22 protein-coding genes are annotated in these 26,560 nt (G+C 57.8%); 9 read left to right on the top strand and 13 right to left on the bottom strand.

Annotated features, from left to right (window positions below; all coding sequences use genetic code 11):
• Window positions 1-6: 6 nt before the first annotated feature.
• Complete coding sequence (sohB, locus tag D0851_RS02500) at window positions 7-1,071, bottom strand: protease SohB (RefSeq protein ID WP_117617201.1); 1,065 nt, start codon at window positions 1,069-1,071, stop codon at window positions 7-9.
• Between the two features lie 234 nt (window positions 1,072-1,305).
• On the opposite strand from sohB, the gene D0851_RS02505 reads away from it, so the two are divergent.
• Entirely contained in the window at window positions 1,306-1,620 is a 315-nt protein-coding gene (locus tag D0851_RS02505) for an SCP2 sterol-binding domain-containing protein (protein WP_117617202.1), read from the top strand.
• 101 nt (window positions 1,621-1,721) lie between these two features.
• Here the strand turns inward: D0851_RS02505 and D0851_RS02510 are convergent, their stop codons facing one another.
• From D0851_RS02510 to D0851_RS02525, 4 genes are all read right to left on the bottom strand, one after another.
• Window positions 1,722-3,428: a chemotaxis protein gene (locus D0851_RS02510; RefSeq protein WP_117617203.1), complete on the bottom strand. Its 1,707-nt coding sequence runs from the start codon at window positions 3,426-3,428 to the stop codon at window positions 1,722-1,724.
• A gap of 218 nt (window positions 3,429-3,646) precedes the next feature.
• The gene (gene dnaQ, locus D0851_RS02515) at window positions 3,647-4,357 is read right to left on the bottom strand and encodes a DNA polymerase III subunit epsilon (RefSeq protein ID WP_117617204.1); all 711 of its coding nucleotides are present in this window, start codon (window positions 4,355-4,357) and stop codon (window positions 3,647-3,649) included.
• 39 nt (window positions 4,358-4,396) lie between these two features.
• A complete protein-coding gene (gene rnhA, locus D0851_RS02520) occupies window positions 4,397-4,840 on the bottom strand; it encodes a ribonuclease HI (protein ID WP_117617205.1) in 444 nt (147 codons plus the stop codon).
• A gap of 29 nt (window positions 4,841-4,869) precedes the next feature.
• Window positions 4,870-5,664: a class I SAM-dependent methyltransferase gene (locus tag D0851_RS02525; RefSeq protein ID WP_117617206.1), complete on the bottom strand. Its 795-nt coding sequence runs from the start codon at window positions 5,662-5,664 to the stop codon at window positions 4,870-4,872.
• Between the two features lie 96 nt (window positions 5,665-5,760).
• On the opposite strand from D0851_RS02525, the gene gloB reads away from it, so the two are divergent.
• From gloB to D0851_RS02560, 7 genes are all read left to right on the top strand, one after another.
• Window positions 5,761-6,555 carry a hydroxyacylglutathione hydrolase gene (gloB, locus tag D0851_RS02530; protein WP_117617207.1) on the top strand — a complete coding sequence of 265 codons (795 nt, stop codon included), beginning with the start codon at window positions 5,761-5,763 and terminating at the stop codon, window positions 6,553-6,555.
• A 169-nt stretch (window positions 6,556-6,724) separates the two neighbouring features.
• Window positions 6,725-8,425, top strand: a complete 1,701-nt coding sequence (locus D0851_RS02535) for a LysM peptidoglycan-binding domain-containing protein (RefSeq protein ID WP_117617208.1) — start codon at window positions 6,725-6,727, stop codon at window positions 8,423-8,425.
• Between the two features lie 12 nt (window positions 8,426-8,437).
• Entirely contained in the window at window positions 8,438-10,261 is a 1,824-nt protein-coding gene (locus D0851_RS02540) for an extracellular solute-binding protein (RefSeq protein WP_117617209.1), read from the top strand.
• A gap of 15 nt (window positions 10,262-10,276) precedes the next feature.
• Window positions 10,277-11,362 carry a microcin C ABC transporter permease YejB gene (locus D0851_RS02545; protein ID WP_117617210.1) on the top strand — a complete coding sequence of 362 codons (1,086 nt, stop codon included), beginning with the start codon at window positions 10,277-10,279 and terminating at the stop codon, window positions 11,360-11,362.
• Entirely contained in the window at window positions 11,359-12,387 is a 1,029-nt protein-coding gene (locus tag D0851_RS02550; protein WP_117617211.1) for an ABC transporter permease, read from the top strand. The genes D0851_RS02545 and D0851_RS02550 overlap by 4 nt, the downstream gene beginning before the upstream one ends.
• Before the next feature lies 1 nt (window position 12,388).
• Window positions 12,389-13,993 carry an ABC transporter ATP-binding protein gene (locus D0851_RS02555; protein ID WP_117617212.1) on the top strand — a complete coding sequence of 535 codons (1,605 nt, stop codon included), beginning with the start codon at window positions 12,389-12,391 and terminating at the stop codon, window positions 13,991-13,993.
• 66 nt (window positions 13,994-14,059) lie between these two features.
• The gene (locus D0851_RS02560; RefSeq protein WP_117617213.1) at window positions 14,060-14,845 is read left to right on the top strand and encodes an enoyl-ACP reductase; all 786 of its coding nucleotides are present in this window, start codon (window positions 14,060-14,062) and stop codon (window positions 14,843-14,845) included.
• A gap of 104 nt (window positions 14,846-14,949) precedes the next feature.
• Here the strand turns inward: D0851_RS02560 and D0851_RS02565 are convergent, their stop codons facing one another.
• Entirely contained in the window at window positions 14,950-15,363 is a 414-nt protein-coding gene (locus D0851_RS02565; RefSeq protein ID WP_117617214.1) for a PilZ domain-containing protein, read from the bottom strand.
• Between the two features lie 23 nt (window positions 15,364-15,386).
• On the bottom strand, window positions 15,387-17,210 hold the full coding sequence (locus tag D0851_RS02570; RefSeq protein WP_117617215.1) for a DUF1631 family protein: 1,824 nt from the start codon (window positions 17,208-17,210) through the stop codon (window positions 15,387-15,389).
• Between the two features lie 175 nt (window positions 17,211-17,385).
• Here D0851_RS02570 and D0851_RS02575 point away from each other — a divergent pair, with 175 nt between their 5' ends.
• Window positions 17,386-18,462 (top strand): 3-deoxy-7-phosphoheptulonate synthase, encoded by a 1,077-nt coding sequence (locus tag D0851_RS02575; protein WP_117617216.1) that lies wholly within the window; start codon window positions 17,386-17,388, stop codon window positions 18,460-18,462.
• A gap of 27 nt (window positions 18,463-18,489) precedes the next feature.
• Here the strand turns inward: D0851_RS02575 and cobA are convergent, their stop codons facing one another.
• The 6 genes from cobA to D0851_RS02605 form a co-directional block, all read right to left on the bottom strand.
• The gene (gene cobA / locus D0851_RS02580) at window positions 18,490-19,341 is read right to left on the bottom strand and encodes a uroporphyrinogen-III C-methyltransferase (RefSeq protein ID WP_117617217.1); all 852 of its coding nucleotides are present in this window, start codon (window positions 19,339-19,341) and stop codon (window positions 18,490-18,492) included.
• Window positions 19,338-20,612: a serine--tRNA ligase gene (gene serS, locus D0851_RS02585; protein WP_117617218.1), complete on the bottom strand. Its 1,275-nt coding sequence runs from the start codon at window positions 20,610-20,612 to the stop codon at window positions 19,338-19,340. The genes cobA and serS overlap by 4 nt, the downstream gene beginning before the upstream one ends.
• A gap of 87 nt (window positions 20,613-20,699) precedes the next feature.
• Window positions 20,700-22,037, bottom strand: a complete 1,338-nt coding sequence (locus D0851_RS02590; RefSeq protein WP_117617219.1) for a replication-associated recombination protein A — start codon at window positions 22,035-22,037, stop codon at window positions 20,700-20,702.
• The gene (gene lolA, locus D0851_RS02595; protein ID WP_117617220.1) at window positions 22,037-22,690 is read right to left on the bottom strand and encodes an outer membrane lipoprotein chaperone LolA; all 654 of its coding nucleotides are present in this window, start codon (window positions 22,688-22,690) and stop codon (window positions 22,037-22,039) included. Before lolA ends, D0851_RS02590 begins: the two co-directional genes overlap by 1 nt.
• A 12-nt stretch (window positions 22,691-22,702) precedes the next feature.
• Window positions 22,703-25,312, bottom strand: coding sequence for a DNA translocase FtsK (locus D0851_RS02600; RefSeq protein WP_117617221.1), 2,610 nt, complete (start codon window positions 25,310-25,312; stop codon window positions 22,703-22,705).
• A gap of 6 nt (window positions 25,313-25,318) precedes the next feature.
• Window positions 25,319-26,560: an O-succinylhomoserine sulfhydrylase gene (locus D0851_RS02605; RefSeq protein WP_117617222.1), complete on the bottom strand. Its 1,242-nt coding sequence runs from the start codon at window positions 26,558-26,560 to the stop codon at window positions 25,319-25,321.

The following is a 26,560-nucleotide window of genomic DNA, read 5'->3' on the forward strand; positions in this document are numbered from 1 at the left end:
TGTAGGCTACTGGATTTTCTGGTTGCGAAACGCGCTCAGTATTTTCCAGACGGTGTGTTCAAGCGCTGTACTGGTGGCCAACCCGAGTTTTTCCGGGAGCGTCCGTTTGCGCTGATAGGCCACTGAGACTACATCTGCCCTGTCGCAGGCTTCAATGAGATATTCGTCGGAGGTCTTGATCTCATCGATCAGTTTCACCTCCAGTGCCCGCTTTCCAAACCAGATATCGCCGTTGGCCACGGCGGTGATATCCAGTTCCGGCCGACGTTCGCTGACATATTCCTTGAACAGAACATGGGTATCTTCAAGATCTTCGAGGAATTTCTGGCGGCCTTTATCGGTGTTCTCACCAAAAATCGTCATGGTCCGCTTGTGCTCGCCAGCTGTCAGAACTTCGAAATCGACATTGTTTTTCTGGAGGAAGCGATGGAAATTGGGAAGCTGGGCAACAACACCGATAGACCCCAGAATGGCAAAGGGTGACGCAACGATTTTGTCTGCAACACAGGCCATCATGTAACCGCCACTGGCCGCGACCTTGTCGACACAGGCGGTCAGGCGGACACCTTTGGTGCGGATACGATCCAGCTGAGCGGCGGCAAGACCGTAGGAGTGAACCAGCCCGCCACCGCTCTCAAGGCGAATGACGACTTCGTCCTTTTCCGGGTCGGCTACGCTCAGTACGGCAGTGATGGCCCTGCGCAGAGGATCAGTGTCGCTGGCTTTGATGTCGCCGTCAAAATCAAGCACGTAGACGCGCCCGCGGCTCTCTTCCTTGGCATCATTCTCCTGCTTTTTCACCTTGGCAGCTTTTTTCTCGGCTTTCTGTTCTTTCTTCCGGGCCTTTTCGAACGCCTTGCGTTCGTGGTCAGACATCAGCCTGGCCTGAATGACCTCCCGCAATTTGCGGTATTTTTCATTGAGTTTCCGGATTTTGAGCTCTCCCTCGCCCTCATGATCGCCCCGGTCCTTCTGGGCTGCCGACATGATGACAGAGATCACGACCAGCGCCGCCACTACCAAGGTTACGATCTTGGCCAAAAACAAACCGTATTCTGTCAGGAACTCCAAAGTGCTTCTCCAACTGAGTGTGCAAAGGCAAGAGTGTAACTTACCGAATTTGCGGTGATAAGGAGAGCAAAAAAATTAAAACAAGCGTTCGATCGACCTTGACAGAACCGACCACTCGCCATAAAGTCGGATTGCGAGGCCGGCTCCACCCAGGCACCCGAAAAGGCTCGTAAAGCCAGGGACATCAAGCCGCCGTCATGACAAGACAAGACAACCATCAAAAAGGGTAAAACAATGTCTGTAGCTCAGGTATTTGAAAAGCTCGAACAGAATTTCAACGCAGACGCAGCGCAGGGCCTGGACCTGGTTTTCCAGTTCGACATCGAAGACGACAAAACCTACCACCTGGTCATCACCGATGGCACCTGCAAGATGCACGAGGGCGCCCATGACGACCCGTCCGTTACCCTGATCATGAACTCCGAAACCCTGCAGGGCATTGTTTCCGGGGAAACTGACGGCATGCAGGCGTTCATGGCCGGCCAGCTGCGCGCCGAGGGCGACATGATGCTGGCAACCAAGCTGGGCGAGCTGTTCAAGATGGGCTGACTGCCCTGACTGAGCAATCAGAAAAACCTGCGTTTTGCGCGGGTTTTTTTATGCCCGGAATCAATTACTGGCCTCAGAACCGGACCGCTGCCCTCGCCTGCTCAAAGCCCTACATCGTCCAGCGACGATTCAGCGAGTTTAAGCAGGTCAAGGTTGTGGTCTTCGCTCTTGCCGATGCTTTCTATGTAGTATTCCAGGGACGTCAGGGCATCCGCCAGTGCCTCCAGCACCTGTTCGGCCGGGGCCTCTTTGGCATCCAGCAGGCGCTCCTGAATTGACGCTGCAACCCGCTCAAGAACACTGGCAGAGGCGGGGTCGTTCACCATTTGTAAACCGCCCCAGATGCTGTGGAGTGTTGCCGGCAGGTTGGCGAGGTGGAGTTTGTCGTAGTCGGATTCAATAAAGGCGGTTATCGCCCGTTTTGCCAGGGTCAGGGCACTGCGGGCTTCATCGGCAACCACGTAAAGGGCTTCCCTCAGATACACGGACTCTTCCCGCTTTCTTTCGCCGCTGGCCAGAGCATCGGTCTCCGAGGTAATACCACGGGTTACAATCTGCATGACTGCGTCTTCGATACCGAGAACCGAGTCGGCAAGGCGATAGAGTTCGTCGTCACCCGGCAGGCGGGATTCTTCTTCCCAGCCACGCAGTTTGCCGGCCTCCTCTCTTGAAACAGCCGCCAGCTTATTCAGATCAAGCATAACCAGGGTGTTGGCCAGGCGCTCCAGCGCGTCCGCAATGGAAGACAGCTCCGCAAGATCTGGCTCAATTCCGCGCTCGATGATGTCCAGTTTGTCTTTAAGCTGGTTCAGTTCATCCTGCAGGGCTTCCGACAGGGATTTGAGCACGTCGGTGCCCGGGCCATACAGGCGACGGGCATGGGCTTCGAGCATGGCATCCGAGTAGTCGGCCGGAGCGAGATGGTAGGCAGAAAGAACCTGGATGACTTCCGGATTGGCGGAACCGCTCCGGTAAAGCAGATAGACCAGATCACGGATCAGCGAATCCGGTGCGTCCTTGGTTGTTGCTATCTTGCCGACATAAACCACTTCCCGGGCGTACTTTTCAATCCGCATGAACATGCGCTTGCGGGCTTTGGTAATCATCATGGCCCGATCAAGCATGGTCTCAGCCACAATACCCACCAGACACCACATCTGGCCCATGGGTGCGCCCCGGCATAGACGGGCGAAACCTCGCGCCGCGCGGCCGATCAGTTTTTTGTTCACCGCATCGTTACGCTCACGGAGCATTCCCAGAAGTGCAACCTGGAAAGTAAGACGCATGCGCCGGGCCAGTATTTCGTACCCGGCCTCGTCACCCTCGAAAGACTGAACGGAAAAACCGGCACAGAAATCCGGCCGCTCCTTGACGTCAACATCAAAAAAACAGGATTCGGGATAGGGTTTTTCCCTGCGGGCTTCCCGGAGATCGTTGATAACCGGCAAAAGAAGTTCGGGATGATCTTCCCGTTGCTGGTGGTAGTACTCCACGTAACGGCGAAGGATAAACAGTGCGCTGTTCAGTGTGGTCAGGAGGATGTTTTTATCATCATTGGCGCCAACGGGTACGTCGTTGGCCATGGTCACCGCTTCCTGGCAAAGCAGGGTGCCGCCCCGCAACTCCACGAGAATGAAAATGCCCCGAAGCTGATTGATGAAATCAACACAATTCTGGAGATCCTCACCCCTTTCGCGGTTTTCCTGAAAGCGTTCAAGGCTGGATTCTGCCTGCTTGATGGTCTGTTCTATTTCACTCTTGACCAGATCAAACGACTGCGATTTCGTCGCGAGAGACGACTGAACCATAAACGCTTCCCGTTAACTTTGCGGAGACTACCGCATCCTCTTTGGTGGACATTGGCCCGGCAATGGCGGACCAGGCCTTTTTGTTGTGAGCCGGTCGAACCCTTTTCCGGCCAAAGAAAGTTCGCAAAAAACTGGCGAACTTATCATTACTTATAACATAAAACTCAAGTAGCTCAAGAAAGGCGGAATGTAACATTTGGTACAGGCTGACCCAGTTCTCATTCCGTGCTCCGGAGTTTGCCCCACACGGTTTCGCCGGCCTGTTTTTCAAGGAGGGACATGAATTCTTTGTGGGCGTTACTTTCCGCTTCGGAAGCCCGGACCACGGGCAGCGGTCCCCTGTCTGACGACAGTCTGCGGATACCGCTGGCACCGCCGCCATTATCCGCGCTGGCATCCAGAGACAGGGCGGTCTGGCCGCCCGTCAGCAGCAAATAGACATCGGCCAGGATCTCGGCGTCCAGCAACGCTCCGTGAAGCTCCCGGTTACTGTTATCAACACCGTAACGCTTGCACAGGGCATCCAGGTTGTTTTTCTGGCCCGGATGCCGTGCCCGGGCAATGGCAAGGGAATCCACAACGCCACAATGATCAGCGGTTTTTCGCACCGGTTTCAGGCGTGCGAATTCGGCATCCATGAAGCCCACATCAAACGCGGCATTATGGATGACCAGCTCGGCCCCCTTGATAAACCCGAAGAACTCGTCGGCAATTTCGGCAAACTTTGGCTTGTCGACAAGAAATTCGTTGGTAATGCCGTGAATGGTGATGGCTTCGGCCTCAACCTCACGCTCCGGATTAATGTATACATGGTAGTTGCGCCCTGTGAGCTGGCGCTCCATTAATTCAACACAGCCAATCTCGATGATCCGGTGGCCTTCTGCCGGGTCGATGCCCGTGGTTTCTGTATCCAGTACAATCTGTCTCATTACCTGTACCCGGTTATCTGCAGTCTGTTCATCGGGGAATCAAGCATTGGCGAGCTCTTCAACCCCGCGGTTGGCGAGCTCGTCCGCCAGTTCGTTGTCAGGAACGCCGGAATGCCCCTTGACCCAGTGCCAGTTAACGGTGTGTCTTGCCACTTCGGCGTCCAGCTCACGCCAGAGATCTTCGTTCTTTACCGGCTTTTTGGCAGACGTTTTCCAGCCGTTGCGCTTCCACCCGGCCATCCATTCAGTGATGCCTTTGCGGACATACTGCGAGTCAGTGAACAGCTCCACCTCACAGGGGCGCTTGAGAGCTGCCAGCCCCCGGATAGCGGCCATAAGCTCCATTCGGTTGTTGGTGGTCCCGGCCTCGCCGCCGTGCAGCGTTTTTCGGCTGTCGCCGTAACGCAATACAACGCCCCAGCCTCCAGGGCCCGGATTGCCCTTACAGGCACCATCGGTGTAAAGGATTACCTTGCCAGCCATTCACTCTCCTGAATCAGTCAATCGATGTGTCATTCCGCTCTGTGCACCGGTGTTCTGTTTCGCCGGCACCCCCTTGAGGCACCGACCGCTCCGGTGCCTGGCAGGCTGATCGCCTTGCTCTGGCGCCAGACAGGTCGCCTGGGAAGCCGGGCATGCACGCGCTTCTTGGCAAGGATACAGTAATAGGCACCCACTGGCAGGAACCTGTTCCCGGATAGCCGATTGTCAATCCGGCTGACGGCCTTCCGGCCACTTCTTTGGAACGGTGATCTGAAAAAACGCGTAACAGATGCCTCAACGTTGAAGCCCAGCAGGCGAAGCCAGTCTTCCATGCGCCCCCGCAGAAGGAAACGACCGCCCCAGGGACCCTCATTGCTCCGGGATATGAGTTTCCGCACACCCCAGAGACTGAGGGGATTGAAACCGATCAGGGCCATGGTGCCCTCCCCCCTGAGCACCCGCGCGGCCTCCCGGATAACCTGGTGAGGATAGGGTGAAAAATCCGCGGTGTGATGCAGCACCACCAGATCCATGGAATCACCGGGAAATGCCAGCTCGTCGGCGTCACAAATGGCAACGCCATCGGGTATCTGAGGATTCCACCGGGGGGTTGTCATGATTCGCTGGGCAAAATCGGTGCCGGTGGCCAGAGGAAGCCGGTGGCTCACGCCAACCTGAAGCTGCCTCGCCCCGGTCAGGTGCTGCAACTCCGCATCGACAAATCGCCGCTGATCGGCGAGCAGCGCCCTTCCCAGGGGGGTCTGGAACCAGCGCTCGAAACTTTCATGCCTGGCCGAAAAATCAACTGCGTCGGAATCACTCACCGTTGCGCCACTCCGTGAAGGCCGAACCCGTGGTTGGGGCCTTGTATTTAATGCTCTATCATATCAGTCACATTCGATAAGCACATGTGGGGCCCTATGCTGACCATCTCCGCGATACCTGCGTTCAGTGACAACTATATCTGGTGTCTGTCTGACACCCCCAATGGCAAAGCCCTGATCGTGGACCCCGGGCAGGCGCAACCGGTTCTGGACCACCTGGCTGAACAGCATCTGACTCTGGACACCATTCTGGTCACCCATCACCATCCGGACCATGTGGGAGGCGTTAAGGAACTCCGATCCGCCTTTCCTGACTGCCGGGTGACCGGTCCGGCGGACTCTCCGTTCCAGGGCAGCACCAACAAGGTGCACCCGGGAGATGAGGTGATCTGGGAAGACATTACCTTCCAGGTCCTCGGTGTTCCGGGCCATACCCTCGATCACATTGCCTACTTTTCCGATGTGGAGGTTGCAGGCCGGCCGGTTCTGTTCTGCGGCGACACCCTGTTTGTATGCGGTTGTGGTCGTTTGTTTGAGGGCTCGCCGGAGCAGATGCGCCAATCCCTGCAGACCCTTCGGGCTTTGCCCGGAAAGACCGCCGTCTATTGCGCTCATGAATACACCCTGGCGAACCTTCGCTTCGCCCGTAGCTGGCTACCCCAGGACGACGCATTGAAAGATTTTGAGGAACAGTGCCGGACGGCGCGGGACGCCGGCAAAGCGACAGTGCCTTCAGTTCTGGCAGATGAAAAGCGCCTCAACCCGTTTCTGCGCTGGGACGATCCTGCGGTGGTCGATGCCGCCCGGTCCTACTGTACCAGGCAGGGGCTGCCGGCCGATTCGGACAACGCCATATTTGCCGCCATCCGACATGGCAAGGACAACTTCTGACGCCGGGGTATACGCGATTAACAAATCCTCTCATCGACGTAACGAGAGGTTTCTTGACCCCTTGAAAAGCGGTCCCATAGAATCGTTGCAACTTTGTGACCGTAAATTATTCAATATGCCGGATTTTCAGACGTGGGACCCGGCTTCAACCTGGAACCGGATGTCTCTTATGTCGGTCAGACAATTGTCGTTTTTGTTTCTCACCGGAGCCCTCGTCAGCGGGTGCAGTATTCTGGATGGACAGGCTCAGGATAATCCCCTGAACTCCGAAAAAGTCACTGTAGCAGCGGGCGACGACGGCCTTAAACAGTCCGTTGTATCCGGAGAGAACCGAGATGCTGCCCGTAATGAGCCGCTGGATGAAGCCATAGCGCCCGAGCTCAAGGCTGCGGCGAGGGATGCCCGTGACAAGCTCGATAATCCTGTCCAGGAATCCCCTGAGGCGGCAGTTGTTGAGAAAGATCTTTGGGCAAAACTCCGTTCCGGGTTTGTCCTGAATCATGACGTGGACAACGAGCGTGTTCGTGACCAACTGAACTGGTATGCGAGTCACCCGGGCTACATCGACCGGGTGGTCGAGCGGGGAAGCCGTTACCTGTATTACATTCTGAACCAGACGGAAAAGCGCGGGCTTCCAGCGGAATACGCCCTTTTACCCGTTGTGGAAAGCGCCTTCGATCCCTTCGCCTACTCCCATGGTCGCGCAGCCGGCCTCTGGCAGTTCATTCCCTCAACCGGGAAACATTTCGGTCTGAGACAGAGCTGGTGGCACGATGAACGGCGCGACGTTGTGGCTGCCACCGATGCGGCTCTTACCTATCTTGAACGGCTGGCAAACCGGTTCGATGGCGACCATACGCTGGCGCTGGCCGCCTATAACAGCGGTGGCGGCACGGTGTCCAGCGCCATGCGCCGTAATCGCAACAGCAACAGACCCACCGATTTCTGGTCACTTCAGTTGCCGCGGGAAACCCGCCACTATGTACCGAAACTGATCGCGCTGGCAAAGATCTTTGACGATCCCGAGGCCTATGGCATTGAACTGCCCGCGCTGAAGGACGAACCCTATTTCGAGATCGTCGAAACCGGATCCCAACTGGATCTTGCGCAGGCGGCGGAAATGGCCGGCGTGGACATTGATGAAATCTACCTGCTCAACCCTTCTTACAACCGCTGGGCAACCACTCCTGAAGGCCCGCACCGTTTGCTGGTGCCGGTTGAAAATGCGGAAACCTTCCGGTCGGCACTGGCGCAGATACCGGCCAAAAACCGGGTTTCCTGGCGCAATTATGTGGTGAAATCCGGCGATAGCCTGAACTCCATCTCCCGCAACTTTTCGACCACACCGTCGGTGCTTCAGCAGGTCAATAACCTGAACAGTGACCTGATCCGGATTGGCCAACGCCTGCTTATTCCCTCTGCCTCCAAGGGCAGTGACGCCTATGTACTCAGTGCTTCCCAGCGCCTTAACCGCAAACAGTCCCGGGAGCGGGACGGCAGCAAGATTCGGTACACTGTTCGCAAGGGCGATACCTTCTGGGACATTGCCCGGGAGCACCGGGTGTCAGTTCGCGAGGTTGCAGCCTGGAACGGCATGGCACCGGGAGACCCCCTGATGCCCGGCAAGGAGCTGGTTATCTGGTCGAAGACCAGCCAACCGACGGTATTGGCAGCCAACAGCGCACGAGGCGAGGCGATGGTTCGGAAGGTGGGCTACCGTGTCCGCAAAGGCGACTCCCTGGCCCGTATTGCCAGCCGTTTTTCCGTGAATGTGCAGGACATCGCAAGCTGGAACGACCTGAAGATGTCACGTTATCTGCAACCCGGACAAAGTCTGGTACTCTACGTTGATATCCGAAACAGTCCCTGACGCGCGAGACTCATGACAAGAACACGGAAAGCCTCAACCCTTACGTCACTCTTTTCCGTACTGGCGTTCGTCGCCATACCCGTTTTCTCCCCGGTTTCTGCCGCTGGAACGGCTGAACCGAAGCATGGCATCGCCATGCACGGCGAGCCGAAATACCCGGCCGGATTCAGCCACTTCGACTATGTGAATGCAAAAGCGCCTAAAGGCGGTACCCTGAAGATGGCCGTGGTTGCCAACGGGTTTGATTCCTTCAACCCCTTCGATATCCGGGGCGTGGCCGCTGCGGGCATCAGCACCTACCTTTACGACACCCTCCTGGAATCCTCCGATGATGAGCCGTTTTCAGCCTATGGCCTGATTGCGGAATCCCTGGAAACACCGGAAGACCGCAGTTACGTGGTGTTCAACCTCCGGGAACAGGCAAGATTTCAGGATGGCGAACCGATCACCGCCAAAGATGTGAAGTTTTCCTTTGAGACCCTTACCACCAAGGGCCACCCCTTTTTCAGAAACTATTACGCGGATGTCAGCAAGGTCACCATTGAAGGCTCCCACCGTGTCCGCTTTGATTTCAGCGGCACCAGTAACCGGGAACTGCCACTGATTCTGGGGCAGATGCCGATACTTCCGGCCCATTACTGGGAAGACCGGGAGTTTGGAGAGAACGGCCTTACTCCGCCGGTTGGCAGTGGCCCTTACCGCATCGGCAGCTTTGAGGCCGGGCGCTCGATCACCTATCAGAGGATGGATAACTACTGGGCCCGGGACCTGGGTGTACGCAAAGGCCGGTTCAACTTCGACCAGATTACCTACGACTACTATACCGACGACACCGTCGCCCTGGAGGGCTTCAAGGCCGGCAGCTTTGACTTCCGCCTCGAGTCCTCCGCCAAGAACTGGGCCACCGCCTATACCGGTGAAAAATTCGAAAACGGCACGATCGTAAAAGAGGCCATTGAGCATCATCGCCCGACCGGCATGCAGGGTTTTGCCTTCAATACCCGCAGAGACGTGTTTTCCGACCCTTTGGTCCGTGAAGCCCTTGCCTATGGATTCGACTTTGAGTGGACCAACAAAAACCTGTTCTTCGGCCAGTACTCCCGCACGGACAGCTATTTCGAAAACAGTGAACTGGCATCGACAGGCCTTCCACAGGGCCGGGAACTGGAAATACTGGAACCTTTCCGGGATCAGCTCGATGACGATGTCTTTACCGAAGAATACACACCACCAGAGACAGACGGTCAGTCTGGCTTGCGGCAGAACCTGAAAACCGCGCTGGAGCTTCTCAGGAAAGCGGGGTATGAAATCCGGGACGGCAAGATGGCACATGGCAAAACCGGAGAACCACTGGCTTTCGAGATCCTGTTGTTCCAGAAAAGCTTTGAACGGGTTGTCCTGCCCTTCAAGAACAATCTTGCCCGCCTTGGTATTGATGTAACTGTTCGCCTGGTGGACAGCAACCAGTACATTCAGCGTCTCCGTGAGTTCGATTACGACATGATCACCCAGGTCTTCGGTCAGTCTGACTCACCGGGTAACGAGCAGCGGGAGTACTGGCATTCCTCAACGGTAGACGCGAAGGGATCCAGGAATTACATGGGCGTGAGTGATCCCGTTGTCGACGAGCTGGTCAATATGGTCATTCAGGCACCAGACCGGGAAGAGCTGGTACATCGTGTAAGGGCCCTTGACCGGGTCCTGCTGAACGGCCATTACGTGATTCCTCACTGGCACCTGACCCGGGACCGGGTGGCCTACTGGAATTTCCTCCAGCGTCCCGCAGAGACCCCGAAAAACGGCGTTGATCTGAACAACTGGTGGGCGAAGCCCTGAGGAATCCGCCGATAAATGGGCATCTACATACTCAGGCGTCTGGCGCTGATCATCCCCACGCTGATCGGGATCATGCTGCTCAATTTTGTCATCGTGCAGGCCGCGCCGGGCGGCCCGATTGAGCAGCTCATTGCGGAAATGGAAGGCCACGGCGGCAGCGCCCTGGCCAGAGCGTCCGGCGGTGGCAGCGGCGGTGAGGTAGCGGACTCCTCCGGCGACAGCCGCAGCTCCCGTGGCATCCCCGATGAGCTTCTGAAAGAAATCGAAGTGATGTACGGCTTCGACAAGCCGGCCCACGAGCGCTTTTTCAAGATGCTTGGAGATTACGCCACTTTCAACTTCGGAGACTCCTTCTTTCGGGAAAGAAGTGTTATCGATCTGATCCTGGACAAAATACCCGTGTCCATATCCCTCGGCCTCTGGTCAACCCTGATTATCTATTTCATTTCCATTCCCCTGGGCATCCGCAAGGCCGTCAGCGACGGCTCCCGGTTCGATGTATGGACCAGCTCGGCCATCGTGGTCGGCTATGCCATTCCGGGTTTCCTGTTCGCCATCCTGCTGATTGTCCTGTTTGCCGGCGGCAGCTATTTCGACTGGTTCCCCCTGCGGGGCCTCACGTCCTCGAATTTCGAGGAGCTGGCCTGGTACCAGAAGGTCGGTGATTACTTCTGGCATCTGGCACTGCCGGTTACGGCTAACGTTATCGGTGGTTTCGCCACGCTGACTTTGCTCACCAAAAACTCCTTCCTTGATGAAATCGGAAAACAGTATGTGGTGACTGCCCGGGCCAAGGGGCTTGGTGAAAAAGAAGTGCTATACGGGCACGTGTTCCGTAACGCCATGCTGATCGTTATCGCCAGCCTGCCCGGTGTGCTTGTTGCCCTGTTCTTCACGGGCTCGCTACTTATCGAAGTCATTTTTTCCCTGGATGGTCTGGGGCTCCTGGGCTTCGAAGCCGCCCTGAACCGGGACTATCCGGTGATTTTCGGTACCCTGTACATATTCACACTGATGGGCCTGATACTGAAACTGATCAGCGACATCACCTACGTACTGGTGGACCCGCGAATCGACTTTGAAAGCCGGGAGGGTGCGTGAGCTTCCGGTCTCTGACACCTGTTCAGCAAAGACGACTGAGAAACTTCCGGAACAACCGACGGGGGTTCTGGTCTCTCTGGCTTTTCCTCGCTCTCTTCGGCCTTTCCCTGGTGGCTGAGCTGATCGCCAACGACTCCCCTCTCATTGTTTCCTACAAGGGAGAGTTCTATTTTCCGGTTGTTGAATCGGTGCCGGAGGAAACGTATGGCGGCTTCCTGCCTACCGAGGCCAATTACCGGGACCCTTTTATTGCCGGCGAGATCAAGGCCAATGGCTGGATGCTCTGGCCACCCATCCGGTTCAGTTACAACACGATCAATTACGATCTTGAGGTCCCCTCACCGGCGCCGCCCAGCGCGGAGAACTGGCTGGGAACCGATGACCAGGGGCGGGATGTCGCTGCCAGGGTAATCTATGGCTTCCGGATTTCTGTGCTCTTTGGTCTGACACTGACCATCGCCAGTTGCATTGTCGGAGTCATTGTCGGCGCCGTTCAGGGCTTTTACGGTGGCAAAATCGACCTGCTGGGTCAGCGCTTTATTGAGATCTGGTCCGGCCTGCCAGTGCTGTATCTGTTAATCATTCTTTCCAGTATTGTTCAGCCAAATTTCTGGTGGCTGCTTGGGATCATGCTGCTTTTCAGCTGGATGGGGCTGGTGGATGTGGTACGTGCAGAGTTCCTGCGGGCCCGTAATTTCGAATATGTGAAGGCTGCCCGGGCCCTGGGGCTGGACAACGGCAAGATCATGTTCCGGCATATCCTGCCCAATGCCATGGTGGCCACCCTCACCTTTTTACCGTTTATCCTGACCGGGGCGATTACCGGTCTGACCTCCCTGGATTTTCTGGGCTTTGGCCTGCCCTCGGGCTCGCCATCCCTCGGCGAACTGATCGCCCAGGGCAAAGCCAATCTCCATGCACCCTGGCTCGGGATTTCCGCGTTCGTGTCCCTGTCACTGATGCTCACCCTGCTGGTGTTTGTCGGCGAAGCCGTTCGTGATGCCTTTGATCCGAGAAAGAGCTGATATGAACCACCTGCTTCAGATTTCCGATCTTTCTATCCGGTTCGATCAGGGCCCGACAGCGGTCGATTCACTGTCACTGGCCATTCATGAAGGCGAAACGCTGGCGCTGGTGGGTGAAAGTGGCTCCGGGAAATCCATCTCGGCGCTCTCGATACTGCGGCTGCTGGATGAGCGGCACGCCAGTTATCCAGGCGGCAAAATCCTGTACCGGGGTGAGAACCTGCTTACTGCTAACGTGAAACGGATTCGCCAGATCCGCGGGCGGGAGATCGGAATGATCTTTCAGGAGCCGATGACTTCCCTGAATCCGCTGCATACGGTGGAAAAGCAGATTGGAGAGGCACTCGAACTCCATAAAGGCATGCGAGGGCCCCGGGCCAGAGAGCGCTCTCTGGAGCTGCTGGAGCTCGTCGGTATCCAGAACCCGGAAAGCAAACTGGGCGCCTACCCGCATCAGTTGTCCGGCGGCCAGAAACAACGGGTGATGATTGCCATGGCCCTGGCCAACGAGCCGGATCTTCTGATTGCGGACGAACCGACGACGGCGCTGGACGTAACCGTGCAAAAACAGGTGCTGGAGCTGCTCCGGGATCTACAGAAAAAGCTGGGCATGGCGATTCTGTTGATTACCCACGATCTGTCCATCGTGCACCGCTACGCGGATCGGGTTGCGGTGATGGAACACGGCAAACTGGTGGAGGAAGCAGATACAATAGACCTGTTTTCGTCCCCCCGGCATGCCTACACCAAAAAGCTTCTGGATGCGGAACCACCAGAAGCGCCGTTGGCATTGGGGCAGAATGCCGAGGCACTGCTTACTGTTGACCAGCTGGACGTTCGCTTTGCTATCCGGAAAACCCTGTTTGGCAAGGTAAAAGAGTCGTTTCATGCCGTACAGAGCGCCGGATTTGAACTGAACCGCGGTGAAACCCTCGGCATTGTCGGTGAAAGCGGCAGTGGCAAAACGACCATTGGTCACGCCCTGCTCAAGCTCACCGCCAGCACCGGCAGCATCCGCCTGGCGGGAGAAGAACTGGCGTTTCTCAACCAGAAAGAGTTCCGCCCCTGGCGCCGCCGGGTTCAGATCGTGTTCCAGGATCCGTTTGGAAGCCTCAGCCCGAGGATGTCGATTGCCGAAATTGTCCGTGAGGGCCTGGAAATTCATGATCGGGAAAACGCCAGTGAACATGACCGGAAAGTGATCCGGGCGCTCACCGATGTTGGCCTGGATCCGGAGGCGCGGCACCGCTACCCCCATGAATTCTCCGGGGGCCAACGCCAGCGGATTGCCATTGCCCGGGCGCTGGTGCTGCAACCGGATCTGATTATTCTCGACGAACCTACCTCGGCCCTGGACCGCACCGTCCAGAAGCAGGTAATTGAGCTGTTGCGGGATATCCAGGCCCGTTATGGTCTAAGCTATATCTTTATCAGCCACGATCTGGCCGTTGTGCGTGCCCTCAGCCATAAACTGCTGGTGCTGCAGCATGGCCGGATTGTTGAATACGGAAACGCGGCCGACATCTTCCGCTCACCCCGCGCGGACTATACTCGCGAGCTGCTGAATGCCGCGTTCTTTTACCAGAACACAACTACGACTATTTGAGCGTTACCCTGGCCAGACCACATCAGGGATAATGCACCAAAATCAGGAACACAGGGAGAACGACCCATGGGAATCCTCAGTGGCAAGAAAGCACTGATCGTTGGCGTAGCCAGCAAACTGTCCATCGCTTACGGCATTGCCGAGGCCTTCGCCCGGGAAGGCGCCGAACTGGCGTTTACCTACCAGAATGAAAAGCTGCAGCCACGGGTTGAAAAATTCGCGGAGCAATGGGGCAGCAAGCTGACCTTCCCCTGCGATGTCGCCAGCGACGACGAAATCGAAAATGTCTTCAGGGAGCTCGGCAAACACTGGGACAACATCGACATCATCGTGCACGCGGTTGGCTATGCCCCGGGCCACGAGCTTGATGGCAACTATGTTGACGTGACCACCCGCGAAGGCTTCCGAATCGCCCACGACATCAGCTCCTACAGTTTTGTCGCCCTGGCCAAGGGCGCCCGCGGCATGATGCATGAAGGCAGCTCCCTGATCACCCTGAGCTACCTGGGGGCTGAAAAGGTTCTGCAGAATTACAACGTCATGGGCCTTGCCAAGGCATCCCTTGAAGCAAACGTTCGCTACATGGCTGCCAGCCTCGGCCGGGATGGCATCCGCGTGAACGGCATTTCCGCGGGCCCGATCAAGACTCTGGCCGCTTCCGGCATCAAGAGCTTCCGGAAAATGCTGGCTGAAAATGCCAGGCGCGCACCGCTTCGTCGCAATGTAACCATTGATGAAGTGGGTAACGCCGCCGCGTTTCTGGGATCGGACATGGCCAGTGGCGTTACCGGCGAGATCATGTACGTCGACGCCGGTTTCAACATCACCGGTATGGGCGAACTGGAAGAATAGGTTTTCCCTCCCCGCTGAATCAGCGAAAGGGCCGGCTTGATGCCGGCTTTTTTCGTCTGACGGATTGTAACCTTGACTGGCTGCACTCTCCCTCAGCCCCGCCGTCAGCCCTCGGACATGGCCCTGGCCACCGCCTCCACCCACTCAATGTATGCGGTTTCGTCGGACTCGATAATCCGCACCCCCACCAAAAAGGCAGACTCGTGGGGCCGGCACCAGACCACTTCCACCATCAACCGGAAGGGCTGGTCGTGATTGCCCAGAAACACCATCGCCGGTAGCAGTGCATCCAGTGAGACCGGCTCGGCAGAAAACAGGCAAAGCCCGCCGGCTGAAATATCGCGAATACCACATACCAGTTCCTTGCCAGCAGGCCCGGCATCTTCCAACGATCCCGGAGGACCGGATTCGAGCGCCAGAATAGCCCGGGCCCGGGCAGTCAGCCGGTAATCCGCCCGGTTATCCTGATCAATACGGGGTTCGTGCTGCGTTCCGAAGCTGTAATCGTTATCTGTCATTGTTGTTATTCCTGCATCAGCGATCAATTTCGGCCTACCCGGATACGGCCAACTACCCTGCTGAGGGTGTCATCGAATTCTGCGGAAGTTCCGAGAACCCGGATCCGCCCCTCAACAATACCCCCTACCAGCTCGTCTTCAATAAACTCGCGCCGGTTGAGTCCCAGCCGGTCTACAAACACCAGTTTTCTGGAGGCGTTGATTCGTACTGCCAGTTTCAGCCTTGCCGGCTCTTCCGAAGCGTCGTCTGGCTGCACGACAATCCAGCCACCCAGTTTGATGCCGTCGACCTGCTTCTCGGCCAGAAGCGTTTTCTCCATTCGGATTCGTTCCTGCCCGGCCTTCTCGTCAGCTATACGCTGCTCTTCCACTGCCTGCCGTTGGCGTTCAAGTTCCGCTTCCCTTGCCGCCTCCAGCTCCCTGCGGCGTTCCTGGGCAGCCTCTTTCTCGCGCCGGAGTTCTTCCGCCCGCACTCTGGCAGCCTCGGCGGCCTGTTCCCGTAGCCGGCGTTGCTTGTTACACACGCGGGCCAACAGCTCCACGGTCTCCGCAAGCACCTTGCCAAAAGTCGTGAGTGTCGGCAGTGTCCGGAGTTGCTGCTTACCCAAAGCCTGCTGGAAGTCACCCCAGGGCTGAAGCCCCAATTTTACGCCGGCACCGTTTGTCCAGAGAATTTCTGCCGATTCGCCCAGAAACGCATAGAAAAAGCGGCGTTGCTCGCCCAAACCTTCACCTTCGACAAACCACTGGCCCTCAAAGGATTCGAATGCTTCTTTCGGCGGCGTTTCGAACCCCAGCCAGGCCGGATCCCATTGAAAGCTGCCGGCCGCCGGAAGGGCATCAACCAGGTCCGGCACCTCACCCCGAAGCCGGGACACCATAACGGCCTCAATGCCGGACAGCGCATCTGCCGGTAAGGGCCTGTTGTGCACCCTGCCCCAGACGTCGAAAATCCGGTCTCCGATTTGCTCCCCCACATGATAGAGCCGGTTCCGGTCTTTATCCGAGAGCGAAGGGTCGCCAATCCAGACCAGCCATTCAAGGAGCTTGCTGGCGTGCCGGAAGGTTTCACCCTCCAGGCCGGAATCCCATACCGACTGTTTCAGCAGGCCCTGCCAGTAATCCAGGATAAACCGGACGATGGACACAGGCACCCGGCGCCCCTGTAATGCGCGCCCGATCAGCGCCCTTGAAACCTGGTCTGCCTTGCGTTGTCTGGCCGCCCCGTGCTCCGTCTCCAGCAGCCGCTGCCTGAGTTTTCCGGCCTGGGCATTTCGTTTGGCCGCATCTTCCTGCCACTGTTGGCAAAAGGCTTCCAGGGATTCCACGCTGCCGGATTCGAAACTTGCCGACACGGCAATTACAAGGGCATCAAGCTGATCAAGCAGAACCTTGCCGGAACGACCTCCGGAATCGTTCCAGCCACGCCACTCCTGCAAACTGTCCAGCCACGCCAGCAGGGTTTCGCTGAATGTTTTTTTACCATCAAGGTTCATTCGCCAGGCGAAGTAAAACCTGAGCCGTGCAATCCTGCGGGCGAGGCCCGGGTGCAAGCCGCTGGTTTTGAGGAAAACATCCATGATGCGATCGGCAACATAGGCAGCGTTGATCTGGCGGGCCGACCACTCCAAGTGTACGGAGCGGATAACCTGGGTAACGCGTTCATCCCGTTGTTCAGACCAGCAGGAGAGCAGCAATGGGCGCCAGTCGCTTATGGCATCCGGTGCAAGCTTTCCGGCAGGGTACGGAAGATCAGGAACCCGGATACCGGCCAGGACGTCGTCTATTTTGCCCGAAACCGCCCGTCGGGAAGGCACATCCTGCGGTCTCTGCCTGTATCGTGACATCCGTTCCCCGTACTTAAGAAGCGTTGAAAAGACCCTGTAAATGACGCAGTATAACCAACTCGCCGGGGTTTACCGCAACATTGCACCGGTGTTATTCGCGTCAATCTGTAACTCTGCCGGCACCGTCGATCGCACATCAGGGTTGCAAGGATCAGAATCGGGGAAACAGAACAACATGTCGGGCAACAAGCTAGAGAATCTGAATGTGGCGAGCCAGGAAACACTGATCACTCCTGAAGCGCTGAAAAAGGAGATGCCACTCTCCGAGAAGGCCGCTGAGACCGTATCCAAGGGTCGCCAGGCTATCTACGACATTATGGACGGCAAAGACCACCGGCTGTTCGTGGTCGTTGGCCCCTGCTCCATTCACGACGTTGAAGCCGCCCGGGATTATGCCACGCGACTGAAGAAACTGGCCGACGAAGTCAGTGACACCCTGCTGATCGTAATGCGCGTCTATTTTGAAAAGCCCCGTACTACCGTTGGCTGGAAAGGCCTGATCAACGATCCGCACCTGAACGACACTTTTGATATTGAGCAGGGGCTGCATATCGGCCGCCGTTTGCTGCTGGACATCAATGAGCTTGGACTGCCGGCGGCCACCGAGGCACTCGATCCGATCTCCCCCCAGTATCTCCAGGACACCATCGCCTGGTCCGCCATCGGCGCACGTACTACGGAATCCCAGACGCACCGGGAAATGAGCAGTGGCCTGTCCATGGCGATCGGCTTCAAGAACGGCACCGATGGCAGCCTCGATGTGGCGGTCAACGCCATGAAGTCTGTCTCACACCCCCACAGTTTCCTGGGCATTGACCAGCAAGGCCAGGTGGCCATCATCCGAACCAGGGGTAATAACTATGGCCACGTTGTTCTGCGTGGCGGTGGCGGCAAGCCCAACTACGATTCCGTCAGTGTGGCCCTGTGCGAGCAGGCACTGGACAAGGCCGGCCTGCGCAAGTCCGTGATGATCGATTGCAGTCACGCCAATTCCAGCAAGGACCCGGCTATCCAGCCGCTGGTTATGCAGGATGTGACCCACCAGATTCTTGAGGGTAACTCCTCAATCCAGAGCCTGATGGTTGAGAGCAACATCAACTGGGGCAACCAGCCTCTTCCCGGCAATCTGGCCGACCTGAAATACGGCGTCTCCGTGACCGACGCCTGTATTGACTGGCCAACCACGGAGAAAGCTGTCCGGGATATGCGCGAGAAGCTGAAGGATGTGCTGCCGAAACGCAAGATCGGCTAGGCGCCATCAGTATCAGAACGGGGAGCCTCAGCTCCCCGTCACACCACCTACCCAGTCCAGCCGGTCCCTTAACGTCACAACCTGGCCGATAATCACCAGGGTCGGCGCCTGAACCGCGTCCGCCTCCACCCTGTCTACAATGTTGCAGAGATTGCCCGTCACCACACGCTGCTCTTTCGTGGTTCCCCTTGATACCAGCGCCACAGGCATGTCTTCAGACATACCATGGTCGATCAGCTGCCGGCAGATGATGGGCAGACCCACCAGACCCATGTAGAACACCAGAGTCTGGTTGTTCTGGACAAAGTCCTTCCAGGGCAGGTCGCAGGTATCGTTCTTGAGGTGGCCGGTAACGAACCGGACCGACTGGGCATGATCCCGATGGGTCAGTGGTATGCCGGCATAGGCGGCGCAGCCGGAGGCCGCGGTAATACCCGGCACTACCTGGAAGCGCACCCCCGCCTCCGCCAGGGTTTCGATCTCTTCCCCACCCCGGCCGAAAATGAACGGATCACCGCCCTTCAGGCGAACCACTTTGCGGCCCTGCCTGGCCAGATCCACCAGACGCTGGTTAATCTGATCCTGGGGCAAGGTGTGGTTGGCCCGTTGCTTCCCGACGTGGATCATCTCTGCCGATTCGGGAATCAAAGCCAGTATTTCCGGTGAGACCAGGCGGTCGTAGAGTACCACCTCCGCCGAGGTGATCAGCCGCCAGGCCTTGAGAGTCAGCAGCTCAGGGTCACCAGGGCCGGCCCCGACAAGGGCCACCTCACCTGCGGATGTGTTCGGATTCGAGGTAACCGGATTAACCCTGTACCGGACCGGTGCAGGGCGTGCACCAACGCCCGTTCCTGGTGCGCTTTCTGGTTGATCACTCATTGGATTTGGTCAATGCCTCCCATGTACGGCTTCAGAACTTCCGGAACCAGAATGCTGCCATCGGCCTGCTGATAGTTCTCCATAACCGCAATAAGGGCACGGCCAACAGCAAGGCCGGAACCGTTCAGGGTATGAACAGGTTCAGGCTTCCCGGTTTCCGGGTTTCGCCAACGTGCATGCATGCGCCGTGCCTGAAAATCGCGGGTGTTGGAACAGGAGGAGATCTCACGGAACTTGTCCTGCCCCGGCAGCCAGACTTCCAGATCATAGGTCTTGGCGGCGGAAAAGCCCATATCGCCGCCACACAGCGCGACGACGCGATAAGGCAGCTCCAGCAACTGAAGCACCTTTTCGGCATGGCCGGTCAGCGTTTCCAGGGCGGCTTCGGAGTCTTCGGGGCGCACCACCTGGACGAGCTCTACCTTATCGAACTGGTGCTGGCGGATCATGCCGCGGGTGTCACGGCCGTAGGAACCGGCTTCGCTGCGGAAGCACGGGGTATGGCAGACCATCTTCAGGGGCAGCTCTTTGGCGTCCAGAATGCTGTCAGACACCAGGTTTGTGGCCGGCACTTCGGCGGTCGGGATCAGGTAAAGTGGATTTTCCCCTTCTGTCTTGAAAAGGTCTTCCTCGAATTTCGGCAGCTGGCCGGTTCCATACAGCGTATCGGCATTCACCAGATAGGGAACGTAGGTCTCCAGATAACCGTGCTCACGGGTGTGCAGATCCAGCATGAACTGGGCCAGAGCACGATGAAGACGGGCCACAGGGCCACGCATCACTGCAAACCGGGAATGGGCAAGACGGGTCGCGGTCTCGAAGTCGAGGCCGTTCAGGCTCTCACCCAGGGCGACGTGGTCTTTGGGCTCGAAATCGAAGTGCTTCGGAGTGCCCCAGGTACGGACCTCAAGGTTATCCTCTTCGCTCTCGCCGGCGGGAACGTCTTCATCCGGAAGATTGGGAATGCCGGCCAGGAAAGCGTTCAGCTCTTCCTGAAGTGCGCGCAGCTCATCTTCCGCCCCGGATTTCTTCGTCTTCAGGTTTTCCACTTCGTCCAGCAACGGCTGGATGTCCTCACCGGCGGCCTTGGCCTTGCCGATCGATCTGGACCGTTTGTTCTGCTCGCTCTGCAGAGTTTCCGTGCGTACCTGCAGGGCACGACGGCGCTCCTCAAGCTGCTCGAAGGTGGCGGTATCGAATTCGAAATTCTTGATGGCCAGCCGACGGGCGATCTCTTCTGTCTGGGTACGGACACGTTTGGGATCGAGCATGATTATCCTGAGTCTTCCGGTTAGCGATGTAATGATTGACTGGCCATTATACCTGCACTGGCGCTGGTGGCTACCGCAGTGAAAGGCTCAGCGGTAGCGTTTACGGGGACTTTCAGTGTTGCGGGAATCAAGCCGCTGGCGTTTCTCGGCCAGCTTGATTTCCAGGCCGCGATTGACAGGCTGATAATACCGGCGCTGATGGATGGCTTCTGGAAGGTAGGACTCCCCGGCTGCAAACCCCTCGGGTTCGTCGTGGGCATACCGGTAGGAATCACCGTGGCCCATGCTTTTCAGAAGCTTGGTGGGTGCGTTCCGAAGGTGAACCGGCACCTCGTAGTCCGGGTCCTGTCTTATGTCTGCCATGCACTGGTTAAAGGCCTTGTAGACGGCATTACTCTTGGGCGCCAGCGCCAGATAGGTAACGGCCTGGGCAAGAGCCAGTTCACCCTCCGGTGAGCCGAGCCTCTCCAGCGCATCCCAGGCTTCCATGCTCAATTGCAAGGCGCGGGGGTCGGCATTGCCGATGTCTTCACTGGCAATACGAACCAGTCGCCGGGCCACATACAGCGGATCACAGCCACCATCCAGCATCCGGCACAGCCAGTACAGTGAGCCATCCGGGTCGGAACCGCGAACCGACTTATGCAGGGCGGAAATCTGATCGTAGAACACATCACCGCCTTTATCGAACCGGCGCAGGCTGGTCTGCATGACCTGCTCAAGCTGATCCGCCGTTATCCGGTCGTTTCCTGCCTCGTCCGGCTCGGCAAGATCGGCAGCCACTTCCAGAATATTCAGCGCACGACGCGCATCTCCGCCGGAGGCTGAAGCCATCAGGGTTAACACGTCGTCTTCGACCATCAGGCGGCCGCCAAACCCCTCCCCGACTACCAGCGCACGTCGCAACAGCCGGAGAATGTCCTCTTCCCCGAGATTCCTGAGTACGTAGACACGTGTGCGCGACAGCAGTGCGCTGTTCAGCTCAAAGGACGGGTTTTCGGTGGTGGCACCCACAAAAATGAAAGTGCCGTCTTCGATGTGCGGCAGGAAGGCATCCTGCTGGCTCTTGTTGAACCGGTGGACCTCGTCCACGAACAACAGAGTGTCCCGCCCCTGGGACTGCTTTCGGTTGCGGGCCCGCTCGACGACAGCGCGAATCTCTTTCACGCCGCTCAGAACGGCTGAAACCGTCTCGAAACTCAGGTCACCGACATTGGCCAGCAATTGGGCAAAGGTGGTTTTACCAACACCGGGAGGCCCCCAGAGGATCATCGAGTGGAGTTGCCCCTGCTCCACCGCACGCCTGAGAGGCTTGCCCTGGCCGACCAGGTGGGCCTGCCCGACATAGTCGTCGAGGGTTGCCGGCCGCATTCTCGCAGCAAGAGGCCGGAAGCCCCCGGCTTCCGTGAACAGGCTGTCCTGCATCAGGCCCCGTCCCGGATAATATCAACGCCCTCCGGGTATTCGAGGGTAAAGGCGCTGGCTTCAACCGGCTCGTTCAGCCTGATCCGGTCAAAGCTCAGAATGCTGATCTGGGACAGGGAGTCCTGCATTCGCATTTCCTGCAACTCCCCCTTGAAAAAGGTCAGCCTCAGGGATATGAACAGGGAATCCGGGCTTCGTGGCTCCAGGGTAAACTCACGGGTATGGTCACCAATCCGGCGGCCGGACACCCGGTAGGTTTCTTCCAGGTTATCCACTTCACCGCTGAGCAGCAGCGCCGGCGTGGATTGCACCCGGTCGTCCAGATTATAAATCGTCACCTGCTCCAGGTCCGGATCGTAGACTTCAACGGTGTCACCGTTGCTCACGATAAATTGGGAAAGTGGCGCACTGGTTTCCCAGTAGAACAGGCCCGGACGCTTGGCTTTCAGGGAACCGCGGGTTTCCTGCACCTTGTTGCCGTTTCCGTTGACCACGATCTGGATAAAATCCGCCTGGTAGGATTCGTAGCTTTCCAGCAGGGAGGCCAGTTCACCGGCCCCGGCGCTGGAATTGGTTTCGCCAGCCACGGCAACACTGGTGAAGACGCCAATAAACGCCAGCGTTAGCAGGCGGTTCAGGAATGACTGTCGCATTACAACTTACTCCTAATCTCTTGGTGGAGGCGGAGCCAGAACTTCGCGGGCGCCATTGTGGCCCGCGGCGCTCACCACGCCCGATGCTTCCATGGCATCAACCAGGTTTGCAGCCCGGTTGTACCCGATCTTGAACTTCCGCTGCACGGACGAAATCGAGACACGGCGACCTTCGGTGACGAAGGCAACTGCCTCGTCAAACAGGGCGTCTCCCTCGCTGTCGCCGCCTTCGGACAGGTTCGGCACGCCCGGCAGGCTCTCACCCTCGGCACCGCTCAGCACATCGTCCACGTACACTGGTTCGCCCCGGGCCTTCCAGGCACTGACCACACGATGAACCTCGTCATCATCCACAAACGCCCCGTGCACCCTGACCGGCAACCCAGAGCCCGGAGGCAGGTAAAGCATGTCACCGTGGCCCAGCAGCTGTTCAGCGCCGCCCTGATCCAGCACGGTCCGGGAATCGATCTTGGACGAGACCTGGAAGGACATCCGGGTTGGAATATTGGCCTTGATCAGACCTGTGATCACGTCAACGGACGGGCGCTGTGTCGCCAGAATAAGGTGAATACCGGCCGCCCTTGCCTTTTGCGCAATCCGGGCAATCAGCTCCTCAACCTTTTTGCCAACGATCATCATCATGTCGGCAAATTCGTCGATCACCACCACAATGAACGGCAGCGTTTCGAGTTCCGGCCGTTCCTGCTCATCATTGGCAAGGTATTCGTCCGGCTTCCAGAACGGATCCAGCAGCGGCTCACCCGCCGCCACCGCATCCTTTACCTTGCGGTTGTAACCGGCGAGGTTACGAACCCCGAGGCTGGCCATCAGCCTGTACCGCCGCTCCATTTCGGCAACGCACCAGCGCAGGGCATTGGCCGCTTCCTTCATGTCGGTGACCACCGGCGCCAGCAAGTGGGGAATGCCATCGTAGATGCTCAGCTCGAGCATCTTCGGGTCAACCATGATAAAGCGGACATCTTCGGGGCCGGCCTTGAGCAGCATACTCAGCAGCATGGCGTTAACGCCAACGGATTTACCGGAACCGGTGGTGCCGGCTACCAGCAGGTGCGGCATCTTTGCCAGGTTGGCCACCATGGGATTGCCGCCGATGTCGTTACCCAGCGCCAGGGTCAGCGGTGAGCTGGACTCCTGGAATACCCGCGCGCCCAACACTTCACTGAGACGGACCATTTCCCGCTCTTCATTGGGAATCTCGATACCAACCACGGATTTGCCGGGAATAACCTCAACAACCCGAACGCTCAGTACCGCCAGTGACCGGGCCAGATCCTTGGCAAGATTAGAGATTTTGCTGACCTTCACCCCGGCCGCAGGCTTGATTTCAAATCGGGTGATAACGGGGCCGGGATTAACCTCGACCACTTCCACGGAAACCCCGAAGTCAGCCAGCTTCTCTTCCAGCAATCGGGACATATGCTCGAGGGATTCTTCCGAATAGCCCTTCTCCTGATGCTCCTCGGGGGGATCAAGCAGGGAAATGGGCGGGATCGGGCTTTCAATATCTTCCAGCAACGATGGCTGTTTGTTGCTCTTGTCGTTTGACCGGGACGGCTGTTCGTCCTTCTTGAACGGTGAAATCTTCAGAGAACGGCCTGCCGGCTGAGGGGCCGCTGCGTTTTGCGATTTTTCAGGCTTGATGGCACTGGCAGGCGCCTCGTCCCGCGAGCTGAAGCTCTCGAGCCGCGCCGGCTCCGGATCAACAGTCGCAGACAATCCGTCCAGACCCGGTTCAACACGATCCCCGGAGGGCTTCGTAGCTGCCTTGGGCTTTTTCGGTTTTTTCGGACCGAAGCCAGGGATGTGCTGCCACCATCGCCGGCCCGTCGCCTTGTCTCTAGTTCCGGGTTTTTCGGTCGGGGGTATTCGATCCTTGATAACCGGCGGTTCCGCCTTCGGTGCAGGCCCTGGTGCAGGCCCTTCCCGGGAATCCGGTCTGGCCGTGGCCGGTTTGCGGCCACCGCTGAACAAACCCTTGATCGCCAACCCGGTTTTCAGGGTCAGGCTACCCACCTGATCCATCAGCCAGAACCAGGACAATCCCGTAGTAACGGTCAGGGCAAACAGAAAAATAGCAATCAGAAGCAGAGTGGTTGCCGGCAGGTTGAAGAAGCGCACCATGGCATCCGCCACCGTCGTTCCAAGCACTCCACCGGACGATACGCCAAGGCCGAACACCGAGTACAGCGACAAAAGGCTGGTTGCCGAGAGCAGAATCAGCAAAAACCCGCCAAAGCGCATCAGAAACAGCGGCCAGTGCAGATCCAGGGAATCATTGCGGCGACGGATGAGCATCAGGGCGTAGCCTGCAATCATCAGGGGGAACAGGTAAGCCACATGGCCAAAGAAATCCATGAACAGACTGGCCAGCCAGGCGCCGGTGCGACCGGCGTAGTTCTGGACGCTGGTGTCGTGGCCGATACTGGCCCAGCCCGGGTCTGAAGGGCTGAAGGTCACCAGTGCCATGGACAGGTAGATGCAGAGAGAAATTAACGCAATCACAGCGCCTTCACGGGCGCCCTGTGCAACCAGTCGGCGAAAGCGCAGCTGCTTCTCTGTCAGTTCCTGTGGTGCTCTTTTCGCTTTTGCGGATTCGGCCATGAATGCTCAGACGTTGTCGGTGCTTGCGTTCCGAAGCGCCTGAAAGCCCCTTGCAAGGTCGGTTTTCAGGTCTTCAACTGCTTCAATCCCAACGGAAATACGAATCAGGTTTTCCGTGATCCCGGCACGTTCCTTGTCCTCCGGCGACAATCGCCCGTGAGTCGTGGTAGCCGGGTGGGTAATGGTGGTTTTGACATCACCCAGGTTCGCGGTGATGGAAATCATCCGGGTAGCGTCAATGAATCCCCACGCCTCTTCACGGGCGCCTTTGAGCCGGAACGACAACACCCCCCCGAAACCCTTCTGCTGTTTTTTCGCCAGGTCGTGCTGGGGGTGGCTCTCAAGCCCGGCATAGAACACACATTCCACCGCCGGTTGCTGTTCCAGCCACAAGGCCAACTCTAACGCATTGTCACAATGGGCGCGCATACGAATTGGTAAGGTTTCCAGGCCCTTCTGGAAAACCCAGGCATTGAAAGGGCTCATGGTCGGGCCCGCGGACCGCAGGAAGCCGTAGACCTCTTCCATCATCTTTTCAGAGCCCACCACCACGCCGCCGACGCACCGGCCCTGGCCGTCCAGATATTTGGTGGCGGAATGGATCACGATATCCGCCCCCTGCTCCAATGGCCTCTGGAGGACCGGAGTGCAGAAACAGTTATCCACCACGAACAGTGCATCGCTGTCGCGGGCCAGCTGAGCCAGCCCGGCCATATCCGCTACTTCGCACAACGGATTGGACGGAGTCTCAATGAACAGCATGCGGGTTTCCGGGCGCACCGATGCGCTCCATTCTTCCATGTCCGTCAGGCTGACAAACGAGGTTTCCACCCCAAACCTTGCCATGTACTTCTGGAACAGCACATTGGTGGTTCCGAATACGCCCCGCGAGCAGACAACATGATCGCCACTTTGCAGCAGCGCCATGCAGGTGCTCAGGATTGCGGCCATGCCGGAGGCGGTTGCCACCGCCCGCTCGCCACCTTCCATGGCCGCAATCCGGGCTTCGAAGGCCTGAACCGTCGGATTGGTGAAGCGGGAGTAGATGTTGCCCGGCTCATCTCCGCCAAAACGGGCAGCCGCCTGGGCGGCGCTGCCGTAGACAAAGCTGGACGTGGGAAATATGGCGTCGCTGTGCTCAAGCTGGCCGGTGCGGATCTGCCCCGCCCTCACCGCCAGGGTATCAACGGACATACCCTCAAGATCCGATTCCGGAATCCAGACAGCTTCTTCGCGGCGTAAGGTCAT

The organism is Marinobacter sp. Arc7-DN-1 (assembly GCF_003441595.1).
In the GTDB taxonomy this organism is placed as follows: Bacteria; Pseudomonadota; Gammaproteobacteria; order Pseudomonadales; family Oleiphilaceae; genus Marinobacter; species Marinobacter metalliresistant.